Origin of the sequence: Bacillus sp. PAMC28571, from assembly GCF_014250435.1 — a bacterium.
GTDB lineage: Bacteria > Bacillota > Bacilli > Bacillales > Bacillaceae > Bacillus > Bacillus safensis.
Map to the genome: position 1 here is coordinate 911,302 of NZ_CP060191.1, position 23,744 is coordinate 935,045.

A 23,744-nucleotide genomic window follows, 5' to 3' on the forward strand; every position below is an offset into this window, starting at 1 on the left:
TAAGTGGGCTAACTCTGGGAAGTATGTCCGCGAGACTGTAAAAGTGCGATGTCCTCATTGCGGATTTAGCGAAAGATTTCCGAAAGAGTCCGTACCAAAGCAGATTAATTGCGAAGGTTGTTATCGGGAATTTAACGCAAAGGAGGCGCTTAGTTGACGCTTCATCGATTGCTTAAAACGCATACTTTCAAGAACTATAGCGGATACGATTTCACTCGAGACGGAATGTTCCCTAAGCCTCGCGTTAAAGGCGAAGATAAAAAGATGCGCTCAAAACACGAACGAACTTTACGTAAACGAATTGACCGAAAGGAGGCGGCTATGAATGACGAATGAATCGCGATGCCTACTCGCAAGCAAATGCGCCCAGGCCGGCGGCGTTAATTGTACGAAGCACTGCGAACTATACCTCGGCTTGCACGGCTTAGATGGCGGAGGCGGTCGGTCGGGGGCGGCTGGATTGGCGGAAGACTATCGCCTAGTGACGCTTAAGAACTCGCCGGCGCGCGCCGATCAACCCGGAGCTTATAAGGCGGTCGATGCATATGCGCAGACATTCGATCGGCAATTTGACGCTGAAGCTGAACGATTTAAATCGGTTTATCTCTATAGTATGTCGCCAGGTACCGGGAAAACTACGACGGCATCGGCTCTTCTAAACGAATATCTAACGGTTCATTACATCGGCGCCTTGAAGCGCGGCATACAACCCGACCAGCGTCCGGCTTATTTTCTCGATGTTAATGCGTGGCAAAACGAATACAACGAGTTTAATAGACCGCGAGTTCCGGACGCAATCGCAGAGCCGGCAGCCAAACGATATTATGCCGCGCTAGAAGCAGCAAAACGGGCGCCATTCGCTGTCCTAGATGATATAGGCGTACGAGACGCAACGGACGGATTTCGCGGCGATTTACACACGATAATTAACCACCGAGTGACGAACCGGATGCCGACCGTTTATACGTCGAATATAAAAATGGCAGATCTGCCGGAAGTATTCGGAGAAGGACGACTGGCGGACCGTATTGCCGACCAGTGCAGAGAAATCGTCTTCACAGGCGGATCAAAAAGGAGGCGGCTGTAAATGAGCGGACTATCATTGACGGAAATTCAGTACTTACGGGACCTACTCGTTGCGGATTCGTTGGCTAACGGAGAGGGCGCAGCCAAACTTGCCATTTTCGATAAACTTGATGCGCTTGAATTTGCGGACCATACGCCGGCCTATAAAACTGGCGACCTAGTTTCGGTCGAAGGCTATAAAGGACGCGTCTTCTACATTGATTGCGCCCGATACATCGAGGAAACGTCGAAAGAGGCCGTCTTTAACTTTATTGAATATGACTTATACGACGCGATCAACGGCGAATGGCTGGAGGCGTTCGAGGCGGACATGACGTTATTAGCTAACGCGCTTGTAGCGGAGGATTACTTGGCAGACTTCAACCTCGAAGACTATCCGCCGGCTAGAAGTACCGTTTATCTAATAAACTACGAAACGGAGGCGGATGATATGGCGGCAAAAGAACAGCCGAAAACACCGAGACAGCTCAGCGCGATTGAGGCGGAAAAGCGTAAGCAAGAGCGTAAGGATGCGGCGGCACAAACCGATAACTTGCTCGATATTTACAACTGGAACAAGGCGCAGTATGTCAAGACGGGTGACTTAGCGTTTAAGGCGAAGATGGACGAAGTAATGACGCAATTGGCTGTCGAGGGAGCTGATCGCCGATGAGCTTCGGAACCAGCCTTTTATCGAAAGTAATCGAAACGAACGACCCGTCGGCTTTATTGCGCTACGGCTTGACTCGCAAGGATTTCCAAACGGATGGCGAACGGGCAGCCTTCGAATATATCAGCGCCTACGCGGAAAAGAATGGAAACCAAGCGCCGACAGCCGAGATGGTAGCGACTGAAGTGCCGACATTCCAGCCGGAATTCAGCATCGAGGCAACGTTCGAGTACCTGGCGCAGAAGGCGAAAGAAACGGCTGCGTTAAACGACTTTACCGAAATATTCAACGATAAGTACGGCGCCAACGGAGTCAAAAAAGCCGATTCGGAATTTATTCAGCGATTCAACCGAGCACAGGACGGAGGTAATCCACAGGAATTTTTTGATTGGTTGACCGAAGTCGCGGAACGGAGTAAAATAAGAACAAGCGTTCGTAAATCGGTGGGAACAAACGTCGTGACAGACGTCGATAAGTTCCGAGCCGAATACGAAAAACGCAAGGCTGGCGAGTCTTTCCGCATATGGAATAGCAAGTTTCCGGCGCTTAACAAAGCGATCGGCGGATACGTCAGCTCGAACATGTATGTCGTGTACGGAAAGTCAGGGCGCGGCAAGTCAGCGATCACACTCGAAGAAGTCATTAATTGCGCAATTCAAGGCGCTAACGTACTTATATGGTCGATGGAGATGGGATGGTTTGAGGTCCTCGTGCGTATCTACGTATCACTTTCCGGAGATCAAGGCGTTGCTTTAACCGAAATCGATGGCCAGCAAATGGAAGCCGGCTTTGATTCGAGGGACGTCCGCCAAGGCAAGTTATCGGAAGAGTTCGAGGCTGGCTTTATGGAATTCATCGCGACGTTAAATACGATTATTGCCGGGTCCATTACGGTTCGTGCCGTAGACGACAAAGACTTCGATTCTCGTTCTCTGCGCGATCTCAAAGCGGATATTGAACAAACGAAGGCAGACGTTGTTATGATCGATCCGTTCTATTACCTCGATTACGAATCGAACTCGAATAAAACGACAGGCGGTGCTGCAGCCGATACGTCCAAAAAGATGCGCCGTTTAGCCGGAACAATGGACGTTGTCATTTTCGCCATTACACAAGCCGGAGAAGATGACACGACTGAGGACGACTTAGGCAATCGCGAGATCAAGTTGCCGAAGCGTAAAGACGTCAAGAAAACATCGTCCTTACTAGAAGATGCTGCGGTATTAATTCCGGTTGATACGAACGCAAGAGAAGGACGCGGGTTAATTGGCGTAAATAAGGGGCGCGATGGGGGCGAAGATGAAGTCGTAGAGATCGTTTATTTGCCACAAGTCGGCTTAATTAAACAAGTAGCGGCTGAGGAAACGGATTTAGCGGCTTTCGGGTTCTAAAAACTGGAATCCTTACCATGAATTACACTGCAAAATTCTGAATATTTTCGACAAATTACGACTACAATGTCGATTGGTTTAGTGTAATATAACGAAAGGGGCTCGTATACACATGTCGATCATTACGATCAATGGCGTTCCTACGGACGTCGACATACGCGAAGAATTAGAGCGATTCGAATGGGATAGGCCGACTTGGCATTCTGACCGTTTAACGGCGGCAAGTCCTTTTCGCGACGATCGGACTCCTAGTTTTTACGTTTACTACGAAGACACTTCGACCGCAAAAGCCGGCTATTTCGGAGACAGCGGCACAGGCGAACGTGGCGGCTTTATTAAATTACTTGCGTTCCTACGAGAAGAAACCGAGGGAGAGACGTCTTATTACCTCGCCGAGACTTATGGTACTGGTGAAGGTGAAACGCGCTTGAAACTCCGTGTTCCACGTTTGAAAATCGTTGAGCCTAGACGTCCATTAGCCGAGACTTTACTGGACGGCGTCAAGATCGGCCCTAATGCTTACTTAACTAATCGCGGCATAAGCGAAGAAATCCAGCGCAAAGCAGGCGTAGGCATGGTCGGACAAACGGTAGTGATACCGTGGCGGTTGCCTAATAAGCGACTGGCAAACATAAAATACCGATCGACCCGTAATAAAGCTTTTTGGTACGCTAAAGGAGGCTGGCCTATACGCGAGTTAATTTACGGCATAGAAACCGTTTATGCGGATCGCGCCAAAGTAGCGGTTCTAGCCGAGGCTGAAATCGATGCGCTTTCGTGGCGTACGGCAGGCTTTTGCGGCATTGCGACAGGCGGCAGTAAATTTTCCGACCAAAAGGCGGACATAATTGCGCAGTCACCGATCGAATATTTAATAGTAGTATCTGACAACGATGAAGCCGGTGAGAAATTGCGGAAGGAGGTCGAGCTAAAGATGCGCGGCAAAGTCAGGCTTGCGCACGGTTATATAACGAAAGGGTACAAAGATGCGAATGAATTATGGATAGCGGAAGGTGAGGACGCTCTTAAGCGAGTTGTTGATCGTGCGGAGGCGGTAAGTATTAATGTAAGGTTCGGGAATATCCGAACTTTCGGTCGGCGGAGGTTGTCTTAACCCTCCGTGTTGCTACCGGATAAAGGACGCCAATTATATAAGGCTTCGACCGGGCAGTCGAGGCAGCGCGCAATAGAATACGCCATTTCAACGTTAGGGACGTTTCTAAGCGCTATATAATCGGAAAGCTGCGTTTTTGAGATTCCGACCATTTCTGCGAGTTGTATAAGCGTATAACCGCGTTTATAACACAGCTCCTTTATCCGGCAATCGACGACCGAATACTGCGAGATAAACACCTCCGCAAAGCAAAATGCGTGCTTTACGAAGGAAATTATACCACATAACCGCGCTGATTCCATCGTCATTCGGGCGGATTTGGAAGAATACGGACAACCTTTTCGATAGGCACGTCCAATTCGAGGCAAATACGTTCTATTACACGGAACTCTAGGTTAGCGCCGTTCATCGCAGGCTCTTTCGTAATTTTAGCCTGAGTAGACGACGACATAAAATTACGCAAATAACTTTTGGATTTACCTTGCTCTTTCAAAGTGTCAAAGAGCGGAGAGAAATCAACCAATTCAGACACCTCCAATAATTTATGGAAAATATTAAAAATATATGTTTACGTACGCGAACATATATAGTATACTTCAATTATACTCAACTTATATAAAAAGACAAGGAACAATGAAGGGGGTCAGAGCTTTTGGAATCGATTAGACGAGAATTATGTAGTTTGATTGAAGATAGTGATTTGAAGTATAAAGAGATCGCAAAAATCATTCGAGCAGATAAATCAACCATGACACACTTCCGGAACAATGGGACAATTAGTTTTAGGTCACTTGTAATCCTCGCACATTTCCTATTTCCGAATAACTCCAATAAAAAAATTACCGAATGGTGTTTGTCGATTCAAAAGACTGATAATAATGATTACTTAAAACAAATGATGGAGTACGCAGCAGTCACAAGGAATACAGATTTATTAACAGAACTAATCAATACTCATGCGAAGACTTTCGGTCTACAAGATCATGTGCAGATTTACCGAACTATATTGAAGTATATCAATGCGGAAATTAGTATCGACAGTATGATAGAGGAAATGAGCTTCTTCTCAAAAAGTAGGCATAAAGAATTGCGAATATTATCTTCTATTTATATGTGTTATGGTTATTATGGAAAAGGTGAAATTCATTCAATCCTAGACAAAGCACCTTCAATCGGCGATAGCATCAAATCGCTAGGCGACAAAAAGAAACTTTTCATTAAAGAGTGCTACGTTCATCGCTATGCTGAGTTGATGTCGCCTGTATTCTTACGATTGAATAATCTAAGTGCAGCAAAGCACTACGCAACCATAATAAAGAATGGAAACATCTCTAATAAATCAGTTTCTGACGCGAATTATATTTTAGGGATGATCGCGATGTCGAAAGGTAAGCGGGACGCTATGTCTTTGTTCGAAGAGAGTTATAAATACGCTTATAAAACAGGTGTTGAATTCGTTATCACAAACGCAAAAAACAACTTCCTTCTTGCCGAAGCGTATGTTAATAGGAAAGACTCGGATAAACTTTCGGCATTATTAGCTCAATTAAAGGAGGTGATATACGAAGAGAGAAAAGACGACTTTTACATATACCTCGAAAAATATAAAACAGGTAGTGTCGAAGGGTTATTCGAATGCCATCGTCAATTCCTTTTCAATTCAGACTTTTTCTTTTCAGCGTTGGTAATGAGAGATTTCAAAGACGCTGGGGTACCTACGTACCTAATTGATACATTTTCAAACTACAACTACACGAAAAAGGGGATGCTTTATTTTGAAGAAGATTTTATTGAGTGTTTTATTGATTTCAGTAATCGCGGTGTCAACTGTACAGCTTAACAAAGGGACAGAAGGGGCGCTAGAAGCCGATCAACCTTACAAAACAGCAGACATTCGACCAGGAGGATAACGAGGCCATTAGGCTTCTTTTTTTTTGTTTAAAAACGAACATAGTTTAAAATCAAAATGTTTATTTAGTTTTTCAACTTTCAAAAAATACATAGTTGTATTTGGTACTATATGGTCATGGAAGAAAAATTATAAAAAACTTTAAATCAAATGTCCCGATTCATACGGACCACATGCGACTGTATAAGTGTAAGGGACGGGAGGAGAAAGAACTTGGATAAACAAAAATTTAATAGGCTACAATTGGCCGCAGATTACGGAGCGATTCCGTATGTACAAAGAGAATCGCAACGAATCGCACACTTAGTTCCCGACGAAACATCGTTCGAGCAGCGGACCTTACTTTCGATAGGCTACTGGCTGGAACGATACGAAGGCAATGGTCGCGATAAGAAAGCGTTGATTCAGCGCATTATCGTAAGGGAACGGAATAAGTACTTGAAGCAAACGAAGAGAGAAGCGGCTTTATCTATAGAAGGAATGCGAGACAACGGCAATGTCTCGTGGGAACCTCACGACAGTTTGGCGACTATCGATGACGGTTTGATGGCAAAAGAAAAGATCGCTCTGTTGGCGCAGAACGATCCAAGAAAAACAATGATCTTACAGTTTTGGAGCGAAGGATGTACGAATATGGACGAAATCTCCAAGTTGTTGGCGCAACATTTAGGAGGAAATTTCGAAGCACATCGCAAGTTCATCCGCCGTTTCCGTTTACACTGCCAGCGCGAACTAACAGCATAATCACGTATCTAGGCACGAGGGCTTCGCTACGTATTTTAATGATAATCGATTGAGAATCGAATTTCAAGCGAACACCATGCGAACAACCCTCCGTCTAGTACGTTATACCTAAAATTTAAGGAGGCTAACGTACTATGAAACAACCTACAAACGATTTCCCACCCGTAGTAAACATCCAAAAATTAACGGAATTACAATACGAAGGCGCACTAAACCACGAAGATGATCCGGCTGACTTTTATCGTCCTGCGACCATTAAGGCGGTGCGCGTCGGATGAAACAATACCGAGTATCTAAGCACGCAGAAGATCGCGCCGTTGAACGATTAGGGTACGAGAGATTTAACGCTAAATCACGACTACAGCAACTTATGCAATCGGCTGTGTATGTCGGTACCCAGCAAAATGATCGAGGACAGACTTGTGAAGTACGCGATCATATTAAATCACGCACTCGTATGTTGCTGGCCGGCGACTTAATCGTGACCGTCTACCCGATGTCCGACCCGTTAGATGCGATTCCATCGGAGTCATTGCCGGAAGAGCTTAAAGACGCAATTAAACGTAAATCAAATACGATCGTCAAAAACAAAAACCGTTCATTGCGCGCGCTTAAGATCGCAATCGCGGAGAAGAACCTAGATATTGCGCATTTAAAAGTCAATCTCGCTAAGGCTAAGGCGCCGAAAACGATCGATGCGATTAACGAGAAGCTCAGCGCTGAAGAAGTTGAGTACACAGCACTTAAGTCACGCGAAGAAAAACTGGAATCCGATATCAAGGCGATTTCTAAATTCGGTGATCTCTATGTTTGACGACTTCCTAATGTATTTCGCATTCGTCGGCACCATCGCGACTATCATTATCGGCGGCATGTACTGGTCGCTTCTACGCGAAGAAAGACGGACTAAAGGCGGCGAGTGACCGCCGACGCTCGGAGAATATCGGGGCGGTCGTTAAGTAAAACTGTCGCGTCGCTATGCCGTGCGCTGGCGGCGTCTCGGGCGCAGATACCGGTGTTTTGCGAGGGTCAAACCCTAAAACAAATTAACGGAGGTAATCGGATGACAAAGTACACTAGCGGAGCTGACGCTCTAAACGCATTGAACGCAACAAATGAAGGAGGCAGCGGAGGTAATAGCGCCGAGTTTGCGAGCTTTAAGACGGGAACGGTTTATAAGGTACGCGTTATGAGTGCTTTCGATCTAATTCGCTTCTTTTCATACGGAATCTACAAGAAAGTAAATTCGTTCTCGGCGGCTAATCCGAGCACGCTAAACAAAAACGGCTTTCCTGAGTCGAATCTGACGTCATGGGATCGCGCGTGGAAGTATTATCAAGACCAAAAGAAAGCGGCAGCTGATCGAGGCGATGCCAAAGCGGAAGAAGCGGCTAAACAAGAAGCGGCTAAGTATCGCGTCAAAGAACGATATGCGCTCGGTTTTATTAACCTTGAAACAGGCCAACCGATCATCGTCGACCTTTCTAAAACGCAGGCTACGACGGTTCACGCAGTTATTAAAAAGCAGGAAAAGAAACTCGGCCGCATCGCGTTTGAACTGGAGAAGTCCGGTTCAGGTACGAACACAGTCGTTTCATTAACGCCTCTTATCGATATGGAAGAAGACTTGACGGAAGCGGAACGTAAGCATTTTGCGGACCAAGACGGTAAAGAATTCGATATGACTTTATTTGACGGCTTAATCTACGAAGCTGACGAAAAGGAAATGCTCGAAAACCTTGTCGCGGCCGGCTTTAACTTATCGCTGATTGGTGAATCGCTTGACGGCAGCGCAGCAGACGACGACGAACTACCAACCGAAGAAGACTTCGAATTTTAAGGAGGACTCGTAGATGCGAGAAATTAAAACGGAAGCGCAGACGTTAGATTTATCGAAAAAGGTCACCGTAGAAGTTTCATTGGCGGAATTGATCGTTATTTCCGCGGCACTTTTGGAGGCAGATAATGACGTAGTAAATGACAACGTCCAAACCTATTCCCCGTACGCACGGTACTCAAATCAAATTTTAGGGGAGCTTCCAAATACTCACGATCTAATGGCTAATGTAGACGATATTGCAGCCGATCACATCCCGAAGGAGGACGAATAGATGGCGCACAAGGAAGAAACGATCGGCAAATTCGCCGAACTGATCGCTCGCGCTGCCTTAATGGCGGCCGGCTGGTCAGGCGTTAGTAAGCCGGAAACCGAAGAACCGTACGATATTCTCGCGGCCGAGCCGGTTACGGGCGCATTCAAACGCATCCAGGTCAAGACGATTCGAGACCGTCGGGACAGCCGCGGCTGTTTAACGGTTAGCGGACGCAAAAACACCGGTCAGGCTTATACGAAATCTGATACGGACTATTTTATCGGCGTGCTGATTGAAGACAACGAGACTAAAGCGTATATGTTCGAATGTCGCAATATAACGGACTATTGGATGCCGCGTAAGAACGAAGGCGTCCGAGCATGGCACGAACTCAAACTTAACTTAGACCGCGGATTCTTGGCGGCATTAGAAAACGAAGCGGAGGCGGTTTGACCTTACCGGGACGGACGGCCAATCAAAGGAGGACGAAACGATGGCGGCATTAAAAGGCGTAAAGACACTCGATATGGTGGGCGGCGAGATTACGAAAGTAGCGTATGAAGGTGCGGAGTATGAACGCGTTGAGGGAGACGCGAAGGGTGGCGATCTAGTGCGCCTATCGCATGACGCTTGGTTGGACGTAACGCCTGGCGGATTTTACATCGTAAATGGAGCAAAAAATATATGGGTTCATATATTAGACGACAATAATGATCCGCACAAATGGAGTAATAAGTATTACGATCTATTCCGCAAGAAGCACGTACGCCTAAAAGTCGGTGATTATGCGAAGGTGGTCGATAGTATCGATTATCAAGACCTTGCTAAGGACGATATTGTTAAAGTCTTGGAAGATGACGGAACGCCTTGTCCGTTTTACTGCGAAGTTCTGAGAGGGGAGTGTGCGGGAGAGTACCGTTGGATGTGGGAACCCGAACTAGTTCTCGCAACCGAAGACGAAGTAGCAGCCGCCAAAGAAGCGGAAGCAAAACGCTCTATCGAAGCGAAATGGGCGAAGATCGGACGCAAAGTTGACGAGTATATGAAAGGCGATGTTGTTCATTTTAAAGACGACTACGTAGCGATCGGAGTTGTCGAGGATGTCGGTGCCGATCTTCTAGGAGTACGCATGCCAGACGAAGCCTATCAGAGTCCGTACAAGAAAAACGTAACGCTAATCATTCCGGTCGAGGCACGTTTTGACCGCAGCTAAATGCGCCGCCTGCCAAGCGCCCATTAACGAAGGCCAGTCTGCCGTTTACGACTCACTGCACGAGGTTTACTGTTGCGACGGCGACTGCTGGTCGGAGTTTTATGCAGAAAATGAGACGGTTCATGGGCGGAAGTGGACGGAGGAGGTCGATATATGAAGACAGCTATTTATATTGTCGGAGTAATTAGCGGAGCAGGAGCCACATACGCGCTGACACAAGGCAATTACGGACTTGCGTTTCATAACGGAATCAACATCGTTTTGTTCGCTTTTATAAATCGATATTACAGATAACATCGACTTTTAACGAAGAAAGGAGGACGCGACGTGGAAATCAAGCCGTTAAAACTAAACGTAAATGCGGGTAAGTCGGCGCCGGCGACCGAAGTTGCTAAACGTAAGCAAGCGGCCAAGTCAGAGGAAACGTTAGACGAAGCATTCGATCGCTTGAAGAGAACGTGTAAATTCTCCGATAAAGAACGTCGCGAATTTGAAGCGGCATGGCGAGCCCAGAAAGACGGTGAGCTAGTACGTACTAAAAATACGAAGCTGACTAAAACTGAAGCATGCGCAATCGGACGCCGTCATCTTGAAAAAGAAAACGAATCTTTGCGACACGAGCGTATGCAGGAGACGCTAAGAACGAAGCCCGATAACTATTACGTTATTACTAAAGACGAAGAACTAGCGCCTATGATCGAGCGATTACGAGCCGAAGTTCGGGCGCAGCAACTAGATCCGTGGTTCCGAAAAGTATTCGATCTATTCAACAATACGCATATTCGCGGCAAATTAGCCGAGCGCGGTATCGAAATTCCCTTGGCCGTTTCATTTACGGAATGGGATACGGAGACATCCGGTACAGATACGTTTATGGATATGTCGGGCGGCTATTCGTTTTGGCTTCCGTGTTTAAACGAAGGCTACTACGTCGCGTACGGCCATTTAACCGAAGATGAACAATGTACACGGTCAGCCGCACTCGATATTTGCCGAGTATTTATCGAAGACGCGCGGCATATCAAAGCGTTTCACAATACGCCCTTTGACTACGCGATGTTCTTGAATGACGGGCTGAAACCGAAAGGATTCCGATACGATTCGCTAGATGCCGCGCGATTAATGAACGAACATGAGCCGTCGTTTGGCCTTAAGGAATTAGATACGAAATACAAAGAACATACGGGGACGACGCACTTAGACGGATACACTTTCGAGGACCTGTTCGGAAAAGGTTCTCCGATGATTTATTCGCCTGAGATTGTCGGCATTTATGCGATAAAGGACGTTGAAAAAGGTTGGTACCTAACGCGCTGGCAGATCGACATGATGTTGAAAATAGACGATTTATACTATCCGTACTTTGAGATCCGTCAATATCTATACGAGGTTAACACGACGATCGAGCGAACTGGCTTCGTAATCGATGACGCTGAATTATTGCGCCTCAGATCGGAGTATGAACCGCAGTTACAGAAAGCGATAGATGATATTAACGAAGCATACGGAATCGATGCCGAGTTCTTACGTTCAATGTCAATGCACATAAAAGGAGATAAAATCCGAGCATGGCAAGAAAACCGCGAAAAGAAAATTGCGAAACAGAAAGATATGCTTGCGAAATGTGAGGCGGAACTACAGAAAGCGAACCCGTCAACTAAGAAATATACGCAGCTTAAGGAACGTATCCGGAAATATAAGACGGAGCCACTTGCGCCTGCTATTCCGGAGAATGCACCCGATTTCATACACGAATTCAACTTAGATTCCGACCAACACCTACAGTATTTAATCTACGATGTTCTCGGAATTGAAGATAGGACGAAAATTATCGACAAAAAGAAAACGCGCGCCGTAAGTAAGGACGTTCTCGCGCTGTATTTTAAAGAAGACGAGAGGCTAAAACCACTTGCGACATTTTCGGAACTATCTACGTTATTAGGAACGTTCATCAATCGAATTCCTAACGTTAAGGACGTAGATGGGCGTCTTCATACGCAATTACAAACTGTATCAACAGGGCGCTACAGTTCGAAAAAGTACACCGGAAAAGATAACGAGATTTACAGAAACGATATCAACGATAAGAATTTTCTCGAATACATGCGTCTATTAGTAGATGCGCCAAAGAAGACGGAAAAGGGGCGGAACATCCAAAACATCCCGTCGCGAACTGAAAGAGGCCAGCGCGTGCGAATGGCATTTAAGCCACCGGAAGGCTATACGTTCATTGGCTCAGATTTATCGTCAATTGAGCCGAGAATCCAAGCGCATAGAATGGCGACCGAATTTAACGATGAGATATTTGCGGATATGTACCGCAGGGGGCTAGATCCTTACGTTGAGTTCGCTTCTATCTTATTCGATGTCCCACGTGAAATCTGTACGGAGGACTATTACAAATCCGTAAAAGGTACCAACGATTCCGTACCGGCCTATCGTAAAGCTATGAAGCAAATGTTTCTCGCGATCGGATACGGTCAAGCATTCGATATGTTCTATAAGGGCGTTATACCGTTCGGGATCGGTAAGGATCAGGCCCGAGTTGCTTACGAGAAGTTTGACGAGATTCTACCGGGATTTAAAGGAATGGTCGAGTCTACTTTCGAGCACCTACGCAAGCATGGTTGGACTGCGACGATCTTCAAACAGAAACGACGCTTCCCAGGCTATGTCGAAAAGTACAAACGGCTTTGCCAACTGATGCGCAAATGCGGCATTACGGATAAGAACGACCCGGATCTTGGCAAGAAAACGAATAAACTGCGATGGGAAGATCGATCGGAGTTTTGGGATTTAATGCGATTTACTGGCGGATGCGAACGCGCTGCATTTAACCACACGATTCAAGGATCGGGCGCGAACATATTACAGATGTGTATGATACGCGTTTATTACGAGTGTGTTTTAGAGCGCGGCTGGGAGTTCCCATTGACGCTTCACGACGAATTGAAGACGGCTACTCCAAACGATCAACTAACGGAAGAAGCAGTCGAGCTATTTGACGATATCATGACGAATACATTTACGCTCGTACTTCCGTTAGGTTGTGACACGGTAATTGAGCCGTGTTGGATGGACGAATACAGTCCGGATGATTGGGACTTCGAGAATTGTAAACCTAAAAAAGGACGTGATTAATTGACGGTAGACAAACGAAAATTAGCGGCTCAATTACTTAGTAACGACGGTTCTTCCGAGCCATCATTTGCGCAATCAATCGCGGATGAACTCGTATCGTATCTTAACGAATGGCACTCGCTGCCTGAAACGTGGGATAACGACCTAACCGCAGATATTCACAGATGGTATTCGGAAGCGCCAAACGTATTTCCGAAGCGTCCGTATTTCTCGCCATCGGCAGCAAACGCATGCCCGAGAGAACTATACCACAAGGCACTAAACGCGAAAAAGGATGTCGAAGCCAAGCCGCCATATCAAGGACGATGGACGCGCCTGGGAACGGCAATCGGCGACATGATCCAGCGCGATATCTTATTTATGGCGAAACACTTCGGCAAGAAGACCGGCCGCGTGTGTCCGTTTGACTTCGAACGCAACGAAGACGGAACGCCGGTATTCGAGGACTTTGCCAAACGCAATCACAAGATCGAGCGCGGCGGGCAGACGTTCTACTTATACGGGACTTGCGACGGTATTCTGCGATACGTGACGGCAGATGGCGAAATCTTACGGGTCGGACTCGAAATCAAGTCGAAGCAAACAACCGCAGCAAAGACCTCGCTACATTCGATGCGAGAACCGGAGGCAAAGCACGTAGCACAATGCGTGACATACGGACCGATGTATGGCGTCGATTATTACGTCATTCTCTACGTCAACGCGTCCAAGAAGTCGTGGATCTATCCGGAAGGCGAGTTCGATAAGTCGCCGGACATCCGAGCGTTTGGTATCGAAATTAAGGCGCACGACATCGACGCGATTCTTGATAGATTTGTAGACATCCGAAATGCGGTCGATGAGGGAACGCCGCCGGCGCTTGATCTCGGAGCATGGACGTTCAACAACTATAAAACTACGATTGCTAAGTCGCTGACGGACGAGGAACTACAAACCATCCGCGAAAAAGTAGCGCAGGTTCGCAGATCGGGAATGTACGCAAGCACCAAGCAGCAGTACGCGGAAGCACTTGCGTTTATCGAGAGGGTTAGAGAAGGGGAGGCGGTTTGATGTCGTTTAAACTTATCAGAGTTCGGAGTATAGGAAATAAAGAGGTGCCTGAGTGGAAGAAAAGCTTCACGGGTGAATTATGCCGTATCGGAAACGTTCGTTTGGGTAGGCGCCTAGTAGTCGATTTTCCAAACGTAGACATGCATCTTGTCACTACCGAAATAGACGCATACAACTCCGACTGGAGGGAGAGTAACAGTTTAATCGTGCAAACCCAAAATACAGTTTACGTGTTCTCGAAGGAGGCGGTTTGATGACGGTAGATGACGTTCAGAAACGCGTTGAGGCTATCCGACAAGCAGCCTTCGATGACGAGACGGCTCACGGCATGGAAGACGAATTGTATACGGAGGTTTTAAAGGCAATCGCAAATGGTGCAGATAACCCGGAAAAACTTGCGGCAGAGGCGTTAAAGACGGAGAAAATCGAGTTCAGTCGGTGGTATTCGTGACCGCCGCCAAGTCTATCCGCATCCTTGCGCTAGACATATCAACGAATCCAGGCTTCGCAGTCCTCGAAGTTAAGCGCCTAAAGTCAGGACCGCGTATCAATCTCATTCACGTAACGTCTGTCAGCACGTCAAGCCAATCGCCGGATAGCCATCGTTACTCTTATATCGAAGCCGCAACGACGATGGTTCTGCATGAATACGGACCGTTTGACGTAGTTGTCCGCGAACATTTCACGGGTGGTCGAAATAAGAGATCGACGCAAACAGTGTTCGGAGCATGGGCGGTCATTGATACGGCGCTTGGTAAATACGGGTACAAGGTCGACGAAGAGATACAGCCGACCGCAGTTAAGCGGGATGTGACCGGAAAAGGCAGCGCAACAAAGGACGAAGTAGAGGCGGGTGTAAGGCGCATGCTTGCGTTACCGGATGACTTTACGTTTCGTACGGATGATGAATCGGATGCGGTGGCGGTTGGGCTTTCGTATCTAGTTCGTGAAGGTGTAATTGAGAAGCCGAAAGGGGCGGGTTAGATGCGTGTAGAGATTAACGTTGCTAACGGAAGCGGTCGCAAGTGGATTGACGAACAGCACTACGTTGATATGTCGAGCTACGCAACGAAATGGACGGTCACGCTAAACTTCTCCGCGTGGAAGAAAGGCGAGGCGGCTTCGATCGGTTTCTATGACCGTAAGTACTTTTCGTGGCAGCGTATCTTTCCGCATAGATCGCCTGGAAGATTGCGAAGATACAATTACGGAGTCATGTACGGAATTTGAATCGAGAGTTAAAGAAACGCGGTCATGACCTTACTTTAGAAATGAAAATATAGGAGGCGGAATAGATGGGGATTATTGCACTGTCACTACTGGTTGCTGCAATTGTCGCGATTGTAGTGATTAAGGACACGTACGGGTATGTTGAGTTTTTCGATGTTCTACTTGGTATTTTTATGGGAATTTTAATTGGCGCCGTTGTGTTTGTATTTGCAGCTATACCATCGTTTTTTATCGAAACGGAAACAGTTGATCCGAATAAAACGGAGATTTACTCGATTAAAGATAACGCTAAGACGAGTGGAAGTTTCGTACTGGGAACCGGAACAGTTGACGAGAATCAGTATTTTTATTTCGTAGAGGGAAAAGCCGGATTTAAAACGATCAGCAAAGCGTCAGTTGAAGATTCGAAGATGAAGGAAGGTTCTTACGAAAAGCCCTACGTTCTCACTTATGACGTCCAGTATAAATCGGCTATTGCACGATTCTTCTACGGCAAGAGCACGGGTAAAAACGCGTACGAATTTTACTTACCGGAAGACACGATTACGACCGACTATAAAATCGATATGGAGTGATTCGGATGGATAAAGCGATGGCTTACATCGACAAATTGGCCGCAAAGCTCGGAGTGGCGGCGGAGCATGTTTACGGGGTGCTCGTTAAGCAGGCGGTAGCGAACGGAGTCGCAAACATACTTGCCGGAATAGGCCTCATAGCAATTGCGATTACTTACGTCCTTATCGTACTGCACTTACGCGATAGGTTTGATGTAAGCGCGTGGGCGGTCGTAGGGATTGTAGCTGTCCTCACGGTTGTGACTCCGGTGTTTGCCGGATTCCCGATACTATCCGAAGGAATCAAAGCGGTTATCAACCCGGAATACTACGCAATCAAAGAAATCCTCGACACGATCGGAGGTAAATGACGATGGAATACGGAGATATTTTCGTAGCACCAATCGCAAATTTACTCGACATGAAGCGGCGCCTTGAATCGGATTTAGGCGACCATGAATACGCACTCATGCGACTAGAACTAAAGCGTACCGAAACGGAAATCGAGCGTGACCGGACGGCGGCTAGGATTGCGGAATTAGAAGCGGAAATTGAACGGAGAGGTGGGCGCGGATGAGAAAATACGAAGATATTGAATCGGAACTTTTCGAATTATACGACTTGGTTGAGGTTACCGAAAATAAAATCGACGACTTAGAAGGCGAGCTCAACTACCTGAACGAAAAAGTCGATGCTCTCGAATCTGAATTGGCGGCAATGGATGTTGAGGCGGGTGAGGACGAATGATTACGTACGTTGCGCTTTTCAGTCTCGCAATCCTCATCATTTTTGTAGGCGGCACAAAGGCGAAGACGTTCGAAGAAATCACGACGAAAATCGCCGGCCTCGTCTTGTTGATTATTCCGACTGCGGTGCTTTTAGCGTACGCGACCGGGGTTCAGCCGTGATCATATATTTCTATTCGCTGACGGGAAACGTACGGCGGTTCATCGCAAAGACCGGACTAGGCGGCCAGGCACGCGAAGTCAAGACGGGCGAGGTCGTTGAGGAACCGTTCGTGTTGGTAACACCGACTTACGACTTCGGCCAGCCGCCCGCAACGGTAAGCGAATGGCTTAAGGATAACGGCGATTGGATGGTCGGTGTAATGGCGTCGGGAAATCGTAATTGGGGAGACGGCTTTGGCGCGGCTGCTGACGTTATTGCGACGCTTTATGACGTGCCGGTGATCGGCAAATTCGAATTAGCAGGGACGGAAGAGGACGTAAAACAATTCACGGAAAGGGTGAAGGCGCTTTGAAGCGACACATCGAGTTAAATAACGAAATTATGATTCAAAAAGACGGGCGGTTTCAATTCGAGAAAGACGAAGAGGCCGTCCGTGCTTATTTTATAGACTACGTAAATCAAAACACCGTATTTTTCCACGATTTAAAAGAAAAGCTCGACTATCTACGCGATAACGATTACTACGAGACGGAGTTCCTAGACGCTTATACATTCGAGGAAATCAAAGCGGTCTATAAAACGGCTTATGCCGCCAAGTTCCGATTCCCTTCGTTCATGAGCGCATTTAAGTTTTACAATGACTACGCGCTGAAGACGAACGATCGCAAAAAGATTCTCGAACGCTACGAAGATCGTATCGCATGCTGTGCGCTGTACTTCGGAAAAGGTGACGGGGTCAAGGCGATCGAGTTTGCGCAGCTAATGATCCGCCAAGAGTACCAGCCGGCGACTCCTACGTTCTTAAATGCTGGACGTAAACGCAGAGGCGAAATGGTATCGTGCTTCCTGCTCGAAGTAGGCGATTCTTTAAACGATATCAACATGATGAATTCGACGGTACGCCAGTTATCGAAAATCGGCGGAGGAATCTCCGTAAATCTATCAAAGACTCGCGCAAAAGGTGAATCGCTTATGGATTATGAGGGCGTGACTAGCGGAGTAGTCCCGATCATGCGAAACCTCGATCAATCATTGCGCCACATCAACCAAGCCGGACAACGGAGCGGTGCAGGCGCAGCGTATCTAAACGTATTCCACGCGGATATAAACGATTTCCTAGATACGAAGAAAATCTCGGCAGATGAAGACGTCCGAGTCAAAACGTTATCGATCGGCGTCGTTGTGCCTGATAAATTCATCGAACTAGCGCGAGAAGATCGTCCAGCCTATGTATTCTACCCGCACACGGTCTACAAAGCATACGGCGTGCATCTAGACGAAATGGATATCGGTAAAATGTACGATGAACTCGTAAATAATCCGGCAGTTCGTAAAGAACGGGTTAACCCGCGCCAGCTACTCGAAAAGATGGCGGTGCTGCGCTCCGAGTCGGGGTATCCTTATCTAATGTTTCAAGACAACGTTAACCGAGAGCATGCGCTTAATCATATCAGTCGCGTTAAATTCTCGAATCTCTGTTCAGAAATTTGTCAAGCGTCAACCGTCTCGGAATATACCGACTATGGAGAACCGGACGACATCGGCTTAGACATTTCGTGTAATCTCGGCTCTCTTAATATCGCGAATGTAATGGCGGGTGGATCAATCGAGAACGCCGTCAAATTGGCCGTCGATGCGCTTACGGTTGTCTCAGAATCTACGAATATTAAAAACGCGCCGGCCGTCGCAAAGGCTAACCACGAGATGCGATCTATCGGACTTGGCGCAATGAACCTACACGGTTATCTAGCGCAGAATGGCATCGCATACGAATCGGAAGAAGCGCGTGACTTTGCTAACGTATTCTTCGCGACGGTCAATTACTGGTCGTTGGTGCGCTCGAATGAATTGGCGCAGGAAACGGGATCAACATTTGAAGGATACGAAGGATCAACGTATGCAAGCGGGGAGTATTTCGAGAAGTATTTCGAAGGGGATTACCGACCAAAAACGGATAAAGTACGGGCGCTGTTTAAAGACATCGTGATTCCGACGCCTCTCGAATGGGAAGTCTTACGTGACAACGTAAGTATGCACGGCCTTTACCACGCCTATAGACTTGCGATTGCGCCTAACGGATCTATTTCGTACGTGCAGTCGGCTACGGCTTCAGTCATGCCGATTATGGAGCGTATTGAGGAACGGACTTACGGAAACTCGAAGACGTACTACCCAATGCCGGGATTATCGCCGCAAAACTGGTTCTTTTATAAGGAAGCGTACGACATGGATATGTTTAAGGTCGTCGATATGATCGCAACAATTCAGCAGCACGTCGATCAAGGCATCTCATTTACGCTGTTCTTAAAAGATACGATGACGACGCGTGATCTGAATCAGATTGATCTATACGCGCACCACAAGGGAATCAAGACGCTTTATTATGCGCGCACTAAAGATACGGGGCAGGAAGGGTGCTTAAGTTGCGCTGTCTGAGAAGTAATTTACCATCTCGTTGTAAGAAGGCGCTTTTTTGTATGTGAATATCCCGTTGTCATTTGCAATCTCTACTTCTTCCCAAGGGATTTCGCCGAACTTCTGCGCAATTGTCATTGGGTCGCCGCTTACCGGAAACGTGAACCCGATCCCCTTCTCTTTTGTGATCGCAATGTACGCTTTGTTTGACAGCGGACTATATATCATTGTGACCGCATGTTGGTTCTTTTGGATCGCGTCCGAACTAATAGCAGGCGGATATAAAAAAGTGTAATTACAGGGTGTAGTGGCTGGAAATGCATTTGTAATCATCAATACCAACTCCAATTCCAAGATTAGTTAATACCTGAGAACATTATACAACTTTGTTTATTTTGTTTAAACCAAAAAAAAAGGGAGGACGAATAATTGACGACATTCACAGCGGCCAACTGGTCGCAATCAGACGATAATTTCACGGCCATGTTCTACGATCAGAACGTCAAGCAGTTTTGGCTACCGGAGGAGATTTCGCTAAATGGCGACCTCCTCGCGTGGCACGAACTGAAGCCAGCCGAACGCGATACGTATATGAAAGTGCTCGCCGGCCTCACGCTGCTAGATACGGAGCAAGGCAATACCGGCATGCCTGCGATCATGGCGCACGTAGACGGTCACCAACGCAAGGCCGTCCTTAATTTCATGGCGATGATGGAGAACGCGGTGCACGCGAAGTCCTATTCGAATATCTTTTTAACGCTTGCGCCTTCGGAAACTATTACGGCCGTTTTCGAATGGGTTAAAGAAAACCGTTATTTGCAGCGCAAAGCGAAGCTGATCACCGACCTTTATCGCGGTATTAAGGAAGGCGACGACATTTCGTTGTACAAAGCGATGGTGGCTTCGGTGTACCTCGAAAGTTTCCTATTCTACAGCGGCTTTTACTATCCGTTGTATTTCTACGGGCAGGGGCGCATGATGCAGAGCGGCGAGATTATCGGGCTTATCATTCGCGATGAAGCGATCCACGGCGTCTATGTCGGCTTGCTTGCGCAGGAAATTTATAATCGTCAAACGGACGACGTGAAGGCGGATGTTCACGAATGGGCGGTCGGGTTACTAGCGGAGCTTTACGAGAACGAAGTCGCATATACGGACGATGTGTATGGCGCGGTCGGCTTGGCGCATGACGTTAAGTCGTTTGTTCGATACAACGCGAATAAGGCACTTATGAACCTCGGCTTTGAGGCGTATTTTCCGGATGAACCGGTCAATCCGATCGTGATTAACGGGCTAAGTACGAAGACGAAATCGCATGACTTCTTCTCAATGCAAGGGAACGGATATAAAAAGGCGACGGTCGAGGCACTTAAAGACGAAGATTTTTATTTTCCTGCCGATTAATGTCCCGATTTCCGGCGCCCACATGCGACTGTATAAGTGAAAGCAAAACGAAGGAGCTGATCTTATGCGACAGACGATTAACCGAGGCGCTTTAATTGCAGCGTCAATCGTTCCGGCCTTTTGGTACGCACATGCAGCGGGCTTTTGGTGGTTCGTGGCGGCGGGTGTGCCGTTCTTACTATACGTAATGACGCTGCCGTTTGAGGACGGTAAGAAGGCGGAGGAGGGCGAGTAAATGAAGTACTTTTACGCTACCGCATCAATACTCGGTTTTGCGTCGTGGTTAGGCTGTTTTAGACCTTCTGTCATCGAGGCGGCTCTTGTAGCACATACACTTATCGGCGGAATATTGTCCGTTGGAATTACTAAAAAGGAGGACGCGTAAATGAATAAGTTAATTATCGAAACTAAAAACGGGGAAATGTACTGGGCACACGTAACTGATTCCGAATTAGATGACTTTGATTCCGCAGTAATGTTCGGTGGCTATGAGTACGTGAGAGTTGAATGCGCCAAAACAAAGCAGACCGTCGTTTTTAATAGAAGCGAAATTTCTACGTACTCATTCGGAGAGCTGAAGGAGGCATCGCAATGAACGTAAAAATTAAACAGCTATCAGCCGATGCAACAACGCCAACATACGCACATTCGACGGACGCCTGCTTCGATCTATATGCGGCCGCTGACGTCCTTATCGAGCCGGGCGAGACGGCGCTTGTGCCTACGGGCCTCGCGTTCGAGATTCCGCCGGGCTACGAAATGCAAATCCGGCCGCGTTCAGGCATTACGCTGAAGACGCACCTACGCGTTCAACTAGGTACGGTAGATAGCGGCTATGTGGGCGAGGTTGGTGTGATCGTGGATAATATCGCAAAGAAGGACGAATCTGTTCCGAATGATTACGGACCTCTTACGGTAAGTAGAGAAATCGATCGCATGATCGGTCATCATCCGAAATGGACATATAAACTCCGCAAAGGAGATCGCATTGCCCAAGCGGTCATCAAACCGGTAGAGCAAGCGACCTTTACGGTTGTGGATGCGTTGGAAGAAACGGAACGAGGTTCGGGCGGCTTCGGGAGTAGCGGCGTTACTTCTTATAAGGAAAGCTAAAGGTCAAGGCTAAGGCGTCCTTAAATGGCCCGGGATTGAGTTCTAATCTTGTTTTTGAATTTTTGTCAATATGGACTTTCACGGCATTTTTAGCGTACGTTTTTATACTCTTAAAGTGCCCACTATCATCCAATGCTTGGTTAATTCTATATCCCAGCTCCGTTTTATTCTTTCGATATACATTAACAAAGGCATCTGGGAGGCGTTCGTGTAAATATTCAGCGAATTCAGGGGAGTCAATATTGATATAAAATCCACTAACTACTATATTTCCGTTGCCCGTATCATCAAAGTATATAACACGTTCTGGTGAGTCTTTAATCTCACCGATTACAAAATCCATAATTTCTTTATCTGTTTTATCAGTTAACATCTGACTACCTCCTTTTTCTAAATTATACCACAAGGAAGGGTGTTTTAATGAAAATGAACGTAAAGCTACTCGCACATACGCAATTAAGCGATAAATTCTATCAATCTCTTCTCCATGAAACCTCGGACGTATTTCACTTCGACGATTACGAAGCAACCGACGGCCAAGCGGTCGCCCTATCCGCGATCAGAACTTGTTATAGCGCAAACAAGCCGTCAGAAATCGTATCCAGAGAAGGCGCTAAGTATTTCGGCAACAGCGCATCTGATGGCGGCTCGGGCACGGATGCCGATCGGCTATTCCGACAGATCGTCGCATCGAAACACACGTCGACCTTGGAGCACCTGACGTTCACCTTTGCGATCGAAGACGTAAGCCGCGCCTTATTAGCGCAGTTAACACGACACCGCGCCGGCTTTAGCTTCAGCGTCCAATCACAGCGATATGTAAAGATGGGCAGCGGAAATAAATCGGGTGGATTCGATTACGTCGTGCCGGAAAAGGTTGCGTCGAGTACTAAAACGGTAGACTTATTCGGAGGCGGCGACGCACCATTCACCGCACGAGAGATCTTCGTAGACGCACTACGTGAATTACAAGACGCATACGATTTATTGCGCGAACTAGGCGTACCAGCAGAAGATGCCCGCGCCGTCTTACCGCAAGCAGCGGCTACTAATCTTGTAATGACCGTTAACCTGCGTGCTTTACTAGACTTCTATGCTAAGAGACGGAAGGGCAACGGAGCACAGGCGGAAATCGCCGACCTAGCCGAAGCCTTGCGTCGTGCGGTAACCGAAGTCGAGCCGTGGACTGCGCAATTCTTCGAGGGGGTGTCTGCATCGGTATAATGACGACCATGACGCTTGCGTGCGGCTTATTATGTACGCAGCAACCAGCGGAAGAGAAACCGGCGCCCATTTTAACGGCTAATCAAGCGGCTTTACAGCGAGCCAATCAACGCATCAAGACGTTAGAGGGCGAAGTGAAGGCGCTTAAAAAGACGTCAAAGCACGTAGTCAAGCGTAAGCAGAAAGCGCCAAAACTAGCGCAAACTTACGAAGTGACTGCGTACACAAACGGCGCCGAGTCTACGGGCAAGTCAGTCGGCGATCCCGACTACGGCATCACGGCAAGCGGCACACGCACTAAAACGGGCCATACGATTGCCTGTCCGCCGTCATTGGCGTTTGGGACTCGGCTGAGCATCGAGGGCATCGGCGTCAGGACTTGTGAGGATCGAGGCGGCGCAATTACGGAAGGACATATCGACCTGTACGTTGCGGGCGTGGCTGAGGCGCAGGCATTCGGACGACAGCGTCTAAAGGCGGAAATCATAACGAAATAGGGAGGCGG

Annotated in this window: 34 protein-coding genes; 31 read left to right on the plus strand and 3 right to left on the minus strand. The window is 47.4% G+C overall.

Annotated elements, in window-relative coordinates; translation table 11 throughout:
• Positions 1 to 325 precede the first annotated feature (325 nt).
• From H7F25_RS04275 to H7F25_RS04290, 4 genes are all read left to right on the plus strand, one after another.
• Positions 326 to 1,087: a P-loop NTPase family protein gene (locus H7F25_RS04275; RefSeq protein ID WP_185854258.1), complete on the plus strand. Its 762-nt coding sequence runs from the start codon at positions 326 to 328 to the stop codon at positions 1,085 to 1,087.
• Positions 1,088 to 1,738 carry a hypothetical protein gene (locus H7F25_RS04280; RefSeq protein ID WP_185854259.1) on the plus strand — a complete coding sequence of 217 codons (651 nt, stop codon included), beginning with the start codon at positions 1,088 to 1,090 and terminating at the stop codon, positions 1,736 to 1,738.
• Complete coding sequence (locus H7F25_RS04285) at positions 1,735 to 3,126, plus strand: DnaB-like helicase C-terminal domain-containing protein (RefSeq protein WP_185854260.1); 1,392 nt, start codon at positions 1,735 to 1,737, stop codon at positions 3,124 to 3,126. Before H7F25_RS04280 ends, H7F25_RS04285 begins: the two co-directional genes overlap by 4 nt.
• Positions 3,127 to 3,238: 112 nt before the next feature.
• Positions 3,239 to 4,240 (plus strand): toprim domain-containing protein, encoded by a 1,002-nt coding sequence (locus H7F25_RS04290; protein ID WP_185854261.1) that lies wholly within the window; start codon positions 3,239 to 3,241, stop codon positions 4,238 to 4,240.
• On the opposite strand, the gene H7F25_RS19460 is transcribed toward H7F25_RS04290, so the two are convergent.
• Positions 4,237 to 4,548 (minus strand): helix-turn-helix domain-containing protein, encoded by a 312-nt coding sequence (locus H7F25_RS19460; RefSeq protein WP_185854262.1) that lies wholly within the window; start codon positions 4,546 to 4,548, stop codon positions 4,237 to 4,239. The two genes, H7F25_RS04290 and H7F25_RS19460, sit on opposite strands and share 4 nt — an antisense overlap.
• Before the next feature lie 344 nt (positions 4,549 to 4,892).
• On the opposite strand from H7F25_RS19460, the gene H7F25_RS04300 reads away from it, so the two are divergent.
• The 20 genes from H7F25_RS04300 to nrdE all read left to right on the plus strand — a co-directional run bounded on the left by H7F25_RS04300 (position 4,893) and on the right by nrdE (position 19,519).
• Positions 4,893 to 6,080, plus strand: a complete 1,188-nt coding sequence (locus tag H7F25_RS04300; protein WP_185854263.1) for an AimR family lysis-lysogeny pheromone receptor — start codon at positions 4,893 to 4,895, stop codon at positions 6,078 to 6,080.
• A 282-nt stretch (positions 6,081 to 6,362) separates the two neighbouring features.
• The gene (locus H7F25_RS04305) at positions 6,363 to 6,893 is read left to right on the plus strand and encodes a hypothetical protein (RefSeq protein ID WP_185854264.1); all 531 of its coding nucleotides are present in this window, start codon (positions 6,363 to 6,365) and stop codon (positions 6,891 to 6,893) included.
• 134 nt (positions 6,894 to 7,027) lie between these two features.
• Complete coding sequence (locus H7F25_RS04310; protein WP_185854265.1) at positions 7,028 to 7,171, plus strand: hypothetical protein; 144 nt, start codon at positions 7,028 to 7,030, stop codon at positions 7,169 to 7,171.
• Positions 7,168 to 7,707 (plus strand): hypothetical protein, encoded by a 540-nt coding sequence (locus H7F25_RS04315; protein ID WP_185854266.1) that lies wholly within the window; start codon positions 7,168 to 7,170, stop codon positions 7,705 to 7,707. Before H7F25_RS04310 ends, H7F25_RS04315 begins: the two co-directional genes overlap by 4 nt.
• A gap of 249 nt (positions 7,708 to 7,956) precedes the next feature.
• Entirely contained in the window at positions 7,957 to 8,733 is a 777-nt protein-coding gene (locus H7F25_RS04320) for a hypothetical protein (RefSeq protein ID WP_185854267.1), read from the plus strand.
• 13 nt (positions 8,734 to 8,746) lie between these two features.
• Complete coding sequence (locus tag H7F25_RS04325; protein ID WP_185854268.1) at positions 8,747 to 9,004, plus strand: hypothetical protein; 258 nt, start codon at positions 8,747 to 8,749, stop codon at positions 9,002 to 9,004.
• The gene (locus H7F25_RS04330) at positions 9,005 to 9,439 is read left to right on the plus strand and encodes a group I intron-associated PD-(D/E)XK endonuclease (RefSeq protein ID WP_185854269.1); all 435 of its coding nucleotides are present in this window, start codon (positions 9,005 to 9,007) and stop codon (positions 9,437 to 9,439) included.
• Positions 9,440 to 9,479: 40 nt separating this feature from the next.
• Positions 9,480 to 10,199, plus strand: coding sequence for a hypothetical protein (locus H7F25_RS04335; RefSeq protein ID WP_185854270.1), 720 nt, complete (start codon positions 9,480 to 9,482; stop codon positions 10,197 to 10,199).
• 153 nt (positions 10,200 to 10,352) lie between these two features.
• On the plus strand, positions 10,353 to 10,493 hold the full coding sequence (locus tag H7F25_RS04340; protein ID WP_185854271.1) for a hypothetical protein: 141 nt from the start codon (positions 10,353 to 10,355) through the stop codon (positions 10,491 to 10,493).
• A gap of 33 nt (positions 10,494 to 10,526) precedes the next feature.
• Positions 10,527 to 13,340 carry a DNA polymerase gene (locus tag H7F25_RS04345; protein WP_185854272.1) on the plus strand — a complete coding sequence of 938 codons (2,814 nt, stop codon included), beginning with the start codon at positions 10,527 to 10,529 and terminating at the stop codon, positions 13,338 to 13,340.
• A complete protein-coding gene (locus H7F25_RS04350) occupies positions 13,341 to 14,390 on the plus strand; it encodes a hypothetical protein (RefSeq protein WP_185854273.1) in 1,050 nt (349 codons plus the stop codon).
• Between the two features lie 253 nt (positions 14,391 to 14,643).
• The gene (locus H7F25_RS04355; RefSeq protein ID WP_185854274.1) at positions 14,644 to 14,841 is read left to right on the plus strand and encodes a hypothetical protein; all 198 of its coding nucleotides are present in this window, start codon (positions 14,644 to 14,646) and stop codon (positions 14,839 to 14,841) included.
• On the plus strand, positions 14,838 to 15,374 hold the full coding sequence (locus H7F25_RS04360; RefSeq protein WP_185854275.1) for a crossover junction endodeoxyribonuclease RuvC: 537 nt from the start codon (positions 14,838 to 14,840) through the stop codon (positions 15,372 to 15,374). Before H7F25_RS04355 ends, H7F25_RS04360 begins: the two co-directional genes overlap by 4 nt.
• Positions 15,375 to 15,685: 311 nt before the next feature.
• Positions 15,686 to 16,195 carry a DUF4811 domain-containing protein gene (locus H7F25_RS04365; RefSeq protein WP_185854276.1) on the plus strand — a complete coding sequence of 170 codons (510 nt, stop codon included), beginning with the start codon at positions 15,686 to 15,688 and terminating at the stop codon, positions 16,193 to 16,195.
• A 5-nt stretch (positions 16,196 to 16,200) separates the two neighbouring features.
• Positions 16,201 to 16,545, plus strand: coding sequence for a hypothetical protein (locus H7F25_RS04370; RefSeq protein WP_185854277.1), 345 nt, complete (start codon positions 16,201 to 16,203; stop codon positions 16,543 to 16,545).
• Between the two features lie 2 nt (positions 16,546 to 16,547).
• A complete protein-coding gene (locus H7F25_RS04375; RefSeq protein ID WP_185854278.1) occupies positions 16,548 to 16,751 on the plus strand; it encodes a hypothetical protein in 204 nt (67 codons plus the stop codon).
• Entirely contained in the window at positions 16,748 to 16,921 is a 174-nt protein-coding gene (locus tag H7F25_RS04380; protein WP_185854279.1) for a hypothetical protein, read from the plus strand. The genes H7F25_RS04375 and H7F25_RS04380 overlap by 4 nt, the downstream gene beginning before the upstream one ends.
• On the plus strand, positions 16,918 to 17,082 hold the full coding sequence (locus H7F25_RS04385; RefSeq protein WP_165783676.1) for a hypothetical protein: 165 nt from the start codon (positions 16,918 to 16,920) through the stop codon (positions 17,080 to 17,082). The genes H7F25_RS04380 and H7F25_RS04385 overlap by 4 nt, the downstream gene beginning before the upstream one ends.
• Positions 17,079 to 17,435 carry a class Ib ribonucleoside-diphosphate reductase assembly flavoprotein NrdI gene (nrdI, locus tag H7F25_RS04390; RefSeq protein ID WP_185854280.1) on the plus strand — a complete coding sequence of 119 codons (357 nt, stop codon included), beginning with the start codon at positions 17,079 to 17,081 and terminating at the stop codon, positions 17,433 to 17,435. The genes H7F25_RS04385 and nrdI overlap by 4 nt, the downstream gene beginning before the upstream one ends.
• A gap of 29 nt (positions 17,436 to 17,464) precedes the next feature.
• Positions 17,465 to 19,519: a class 1b ribonucleoside-diphosphate reductase subunit alpha gene (gene nrdE, locus H7F25_RS04395; RefSeq protein WP_260627235.1), complete on the plus strand. Its 2,055-nt coding sequence runs from the start codon at positions 17,465 to 17,467 to the stop codon at positions 19,517 to 19,519.
• On the opposite strand, the gene H7F25_RS04400 is transcribed toward nrdE, so the two are convergent.
• Positions 19,502 to 19,852 carry a hypothetical protein gene (locus H7F25_RS04400; RefSeq protein WP_185854282.1) on the minus strand — a complete coding sequence of 117 codons (351 nt, stop codon included), beginning with the start codon at positions 19,850 to 19,852 and terminating at the stop codon, positions 19,502 to 19,504. The genes nrdE and H7F25_RS04400 overlap by 18 nt on opposite strands.
• 129 nt (positions 19,853 to 19,981) lie before the next feature.
• Between H7F25_RS04400 and nrdF the strand changes: the two genes are divergently transcribed.
• The 5 genes from nrdF (at position 19,982) to H7F25_RS04425 (ending at position 22,015) form a co-directional block, all read left to right on the plus strand.
• Positions 19,982 to 20,902: a class 1b ribonucleoside-diphosphate reductase subunit beta gene (nrdF, locus tag H7F25_RS04405; protein ID WP_395960758.1), complete on the plus strand. Its 921-nt coding sequence runs from the start codon at positions 19,982 to 19,984 to the stop codon at positions 20,900 to 20,902.
• 64 nt (positions 20,903 to 20,966) lie between these two features.
• On the plus strand, positions 20,967 to 21,137 hold the full coding sequence (locus H7F25_RS04410) for a hypothetical protein (RefSeq protein ID WP_185854284.1): 171 nt from the start codon (positions 20,967 to 20,969) through the stop codon (positions 21,135 to 21,137).
• On the plus strand, positions 21,138 to 21,287 hold the full coding sequence (locus H7F25_RS04415) for a hypothetical protein (RefSeq protein ID WP_185854285.1): 150 nt from the start codon (positions 21,138 to 21,140) through the stop codon (positions 21,285 to 21,287).
• A complete protein-coding gene (locus tag H7F25_RS04420; RefSeq protein ID WP_185854286.1) occupies positions 21,288 to 21,497 on the plus strand; it encodes a hypothetical protein in 210 nt (69 codons plus the stop codon).
• On the plus strand, positions 21,494 to 22,015 hold the full coding sequence (locus tag H7F25_RS04425; protein ID WP_185854287.1) for a dUTP diphosphatase: 522 nt from the start codon (positions 21,494 to 21,496) through the stop codon (positions 22,013 to 22,015). The genes H7F25_RS04420 and H7F25_RS04425 overlap by 4 nt, the downstream gene beginning before the upstream one ends.
• Here H7F25_RS04425 and H7F25_RS04430 read toward each other — a convergent pair.
• A complete protein-coding gene (locus H7F25_RS04430; protein WP_185854288.1) occupies positions 21,993 to 22,388 on the minus strand; it encodes a hypothetical protein in 396 nt (131 codons plus the stop codon). The two genes, H7F25_RS04425 and H7F25_RS04430, sit on opposite strands and share 23 nt — an antisense overlap.
• A 53-nt stretch (positions 22,389 to 22,441) precedes the next feature.
• On the opposite strand from H7F25_RS04430, the gene thyX reads away from it, so the two are divergent.
• Positions 22,442 to 23,239 (plus strand): FAD-dependent thymidylate synthase, encoded by a 798-nt coding sequence (gene thyX / locus H7F25_RS04435; RefSeq protein ID WP_185854526.1) that lies wholly within the window; start codon positions 22,442 to 22,444, stop codon positions 23,237 to 23,239.
• Positions 23,239 to 23,736: a 3D domain-containing protein gene (locus H7F25_RS04440; protein WP_185854289.1), complete on the plus strand. Its 498-nt coding sequence runs from the start codon at positions 23,239 to 23,241 to the stop codon at positions 23,734 to 23,736. The genes thyX and H7F25_RS04440 overlap by 1 nt, the downstream gene beginning before the upstream one ends.
• The last annotated feature ends 8 nt before the right edge of the window (positions 23,737 to 23,744 follow it).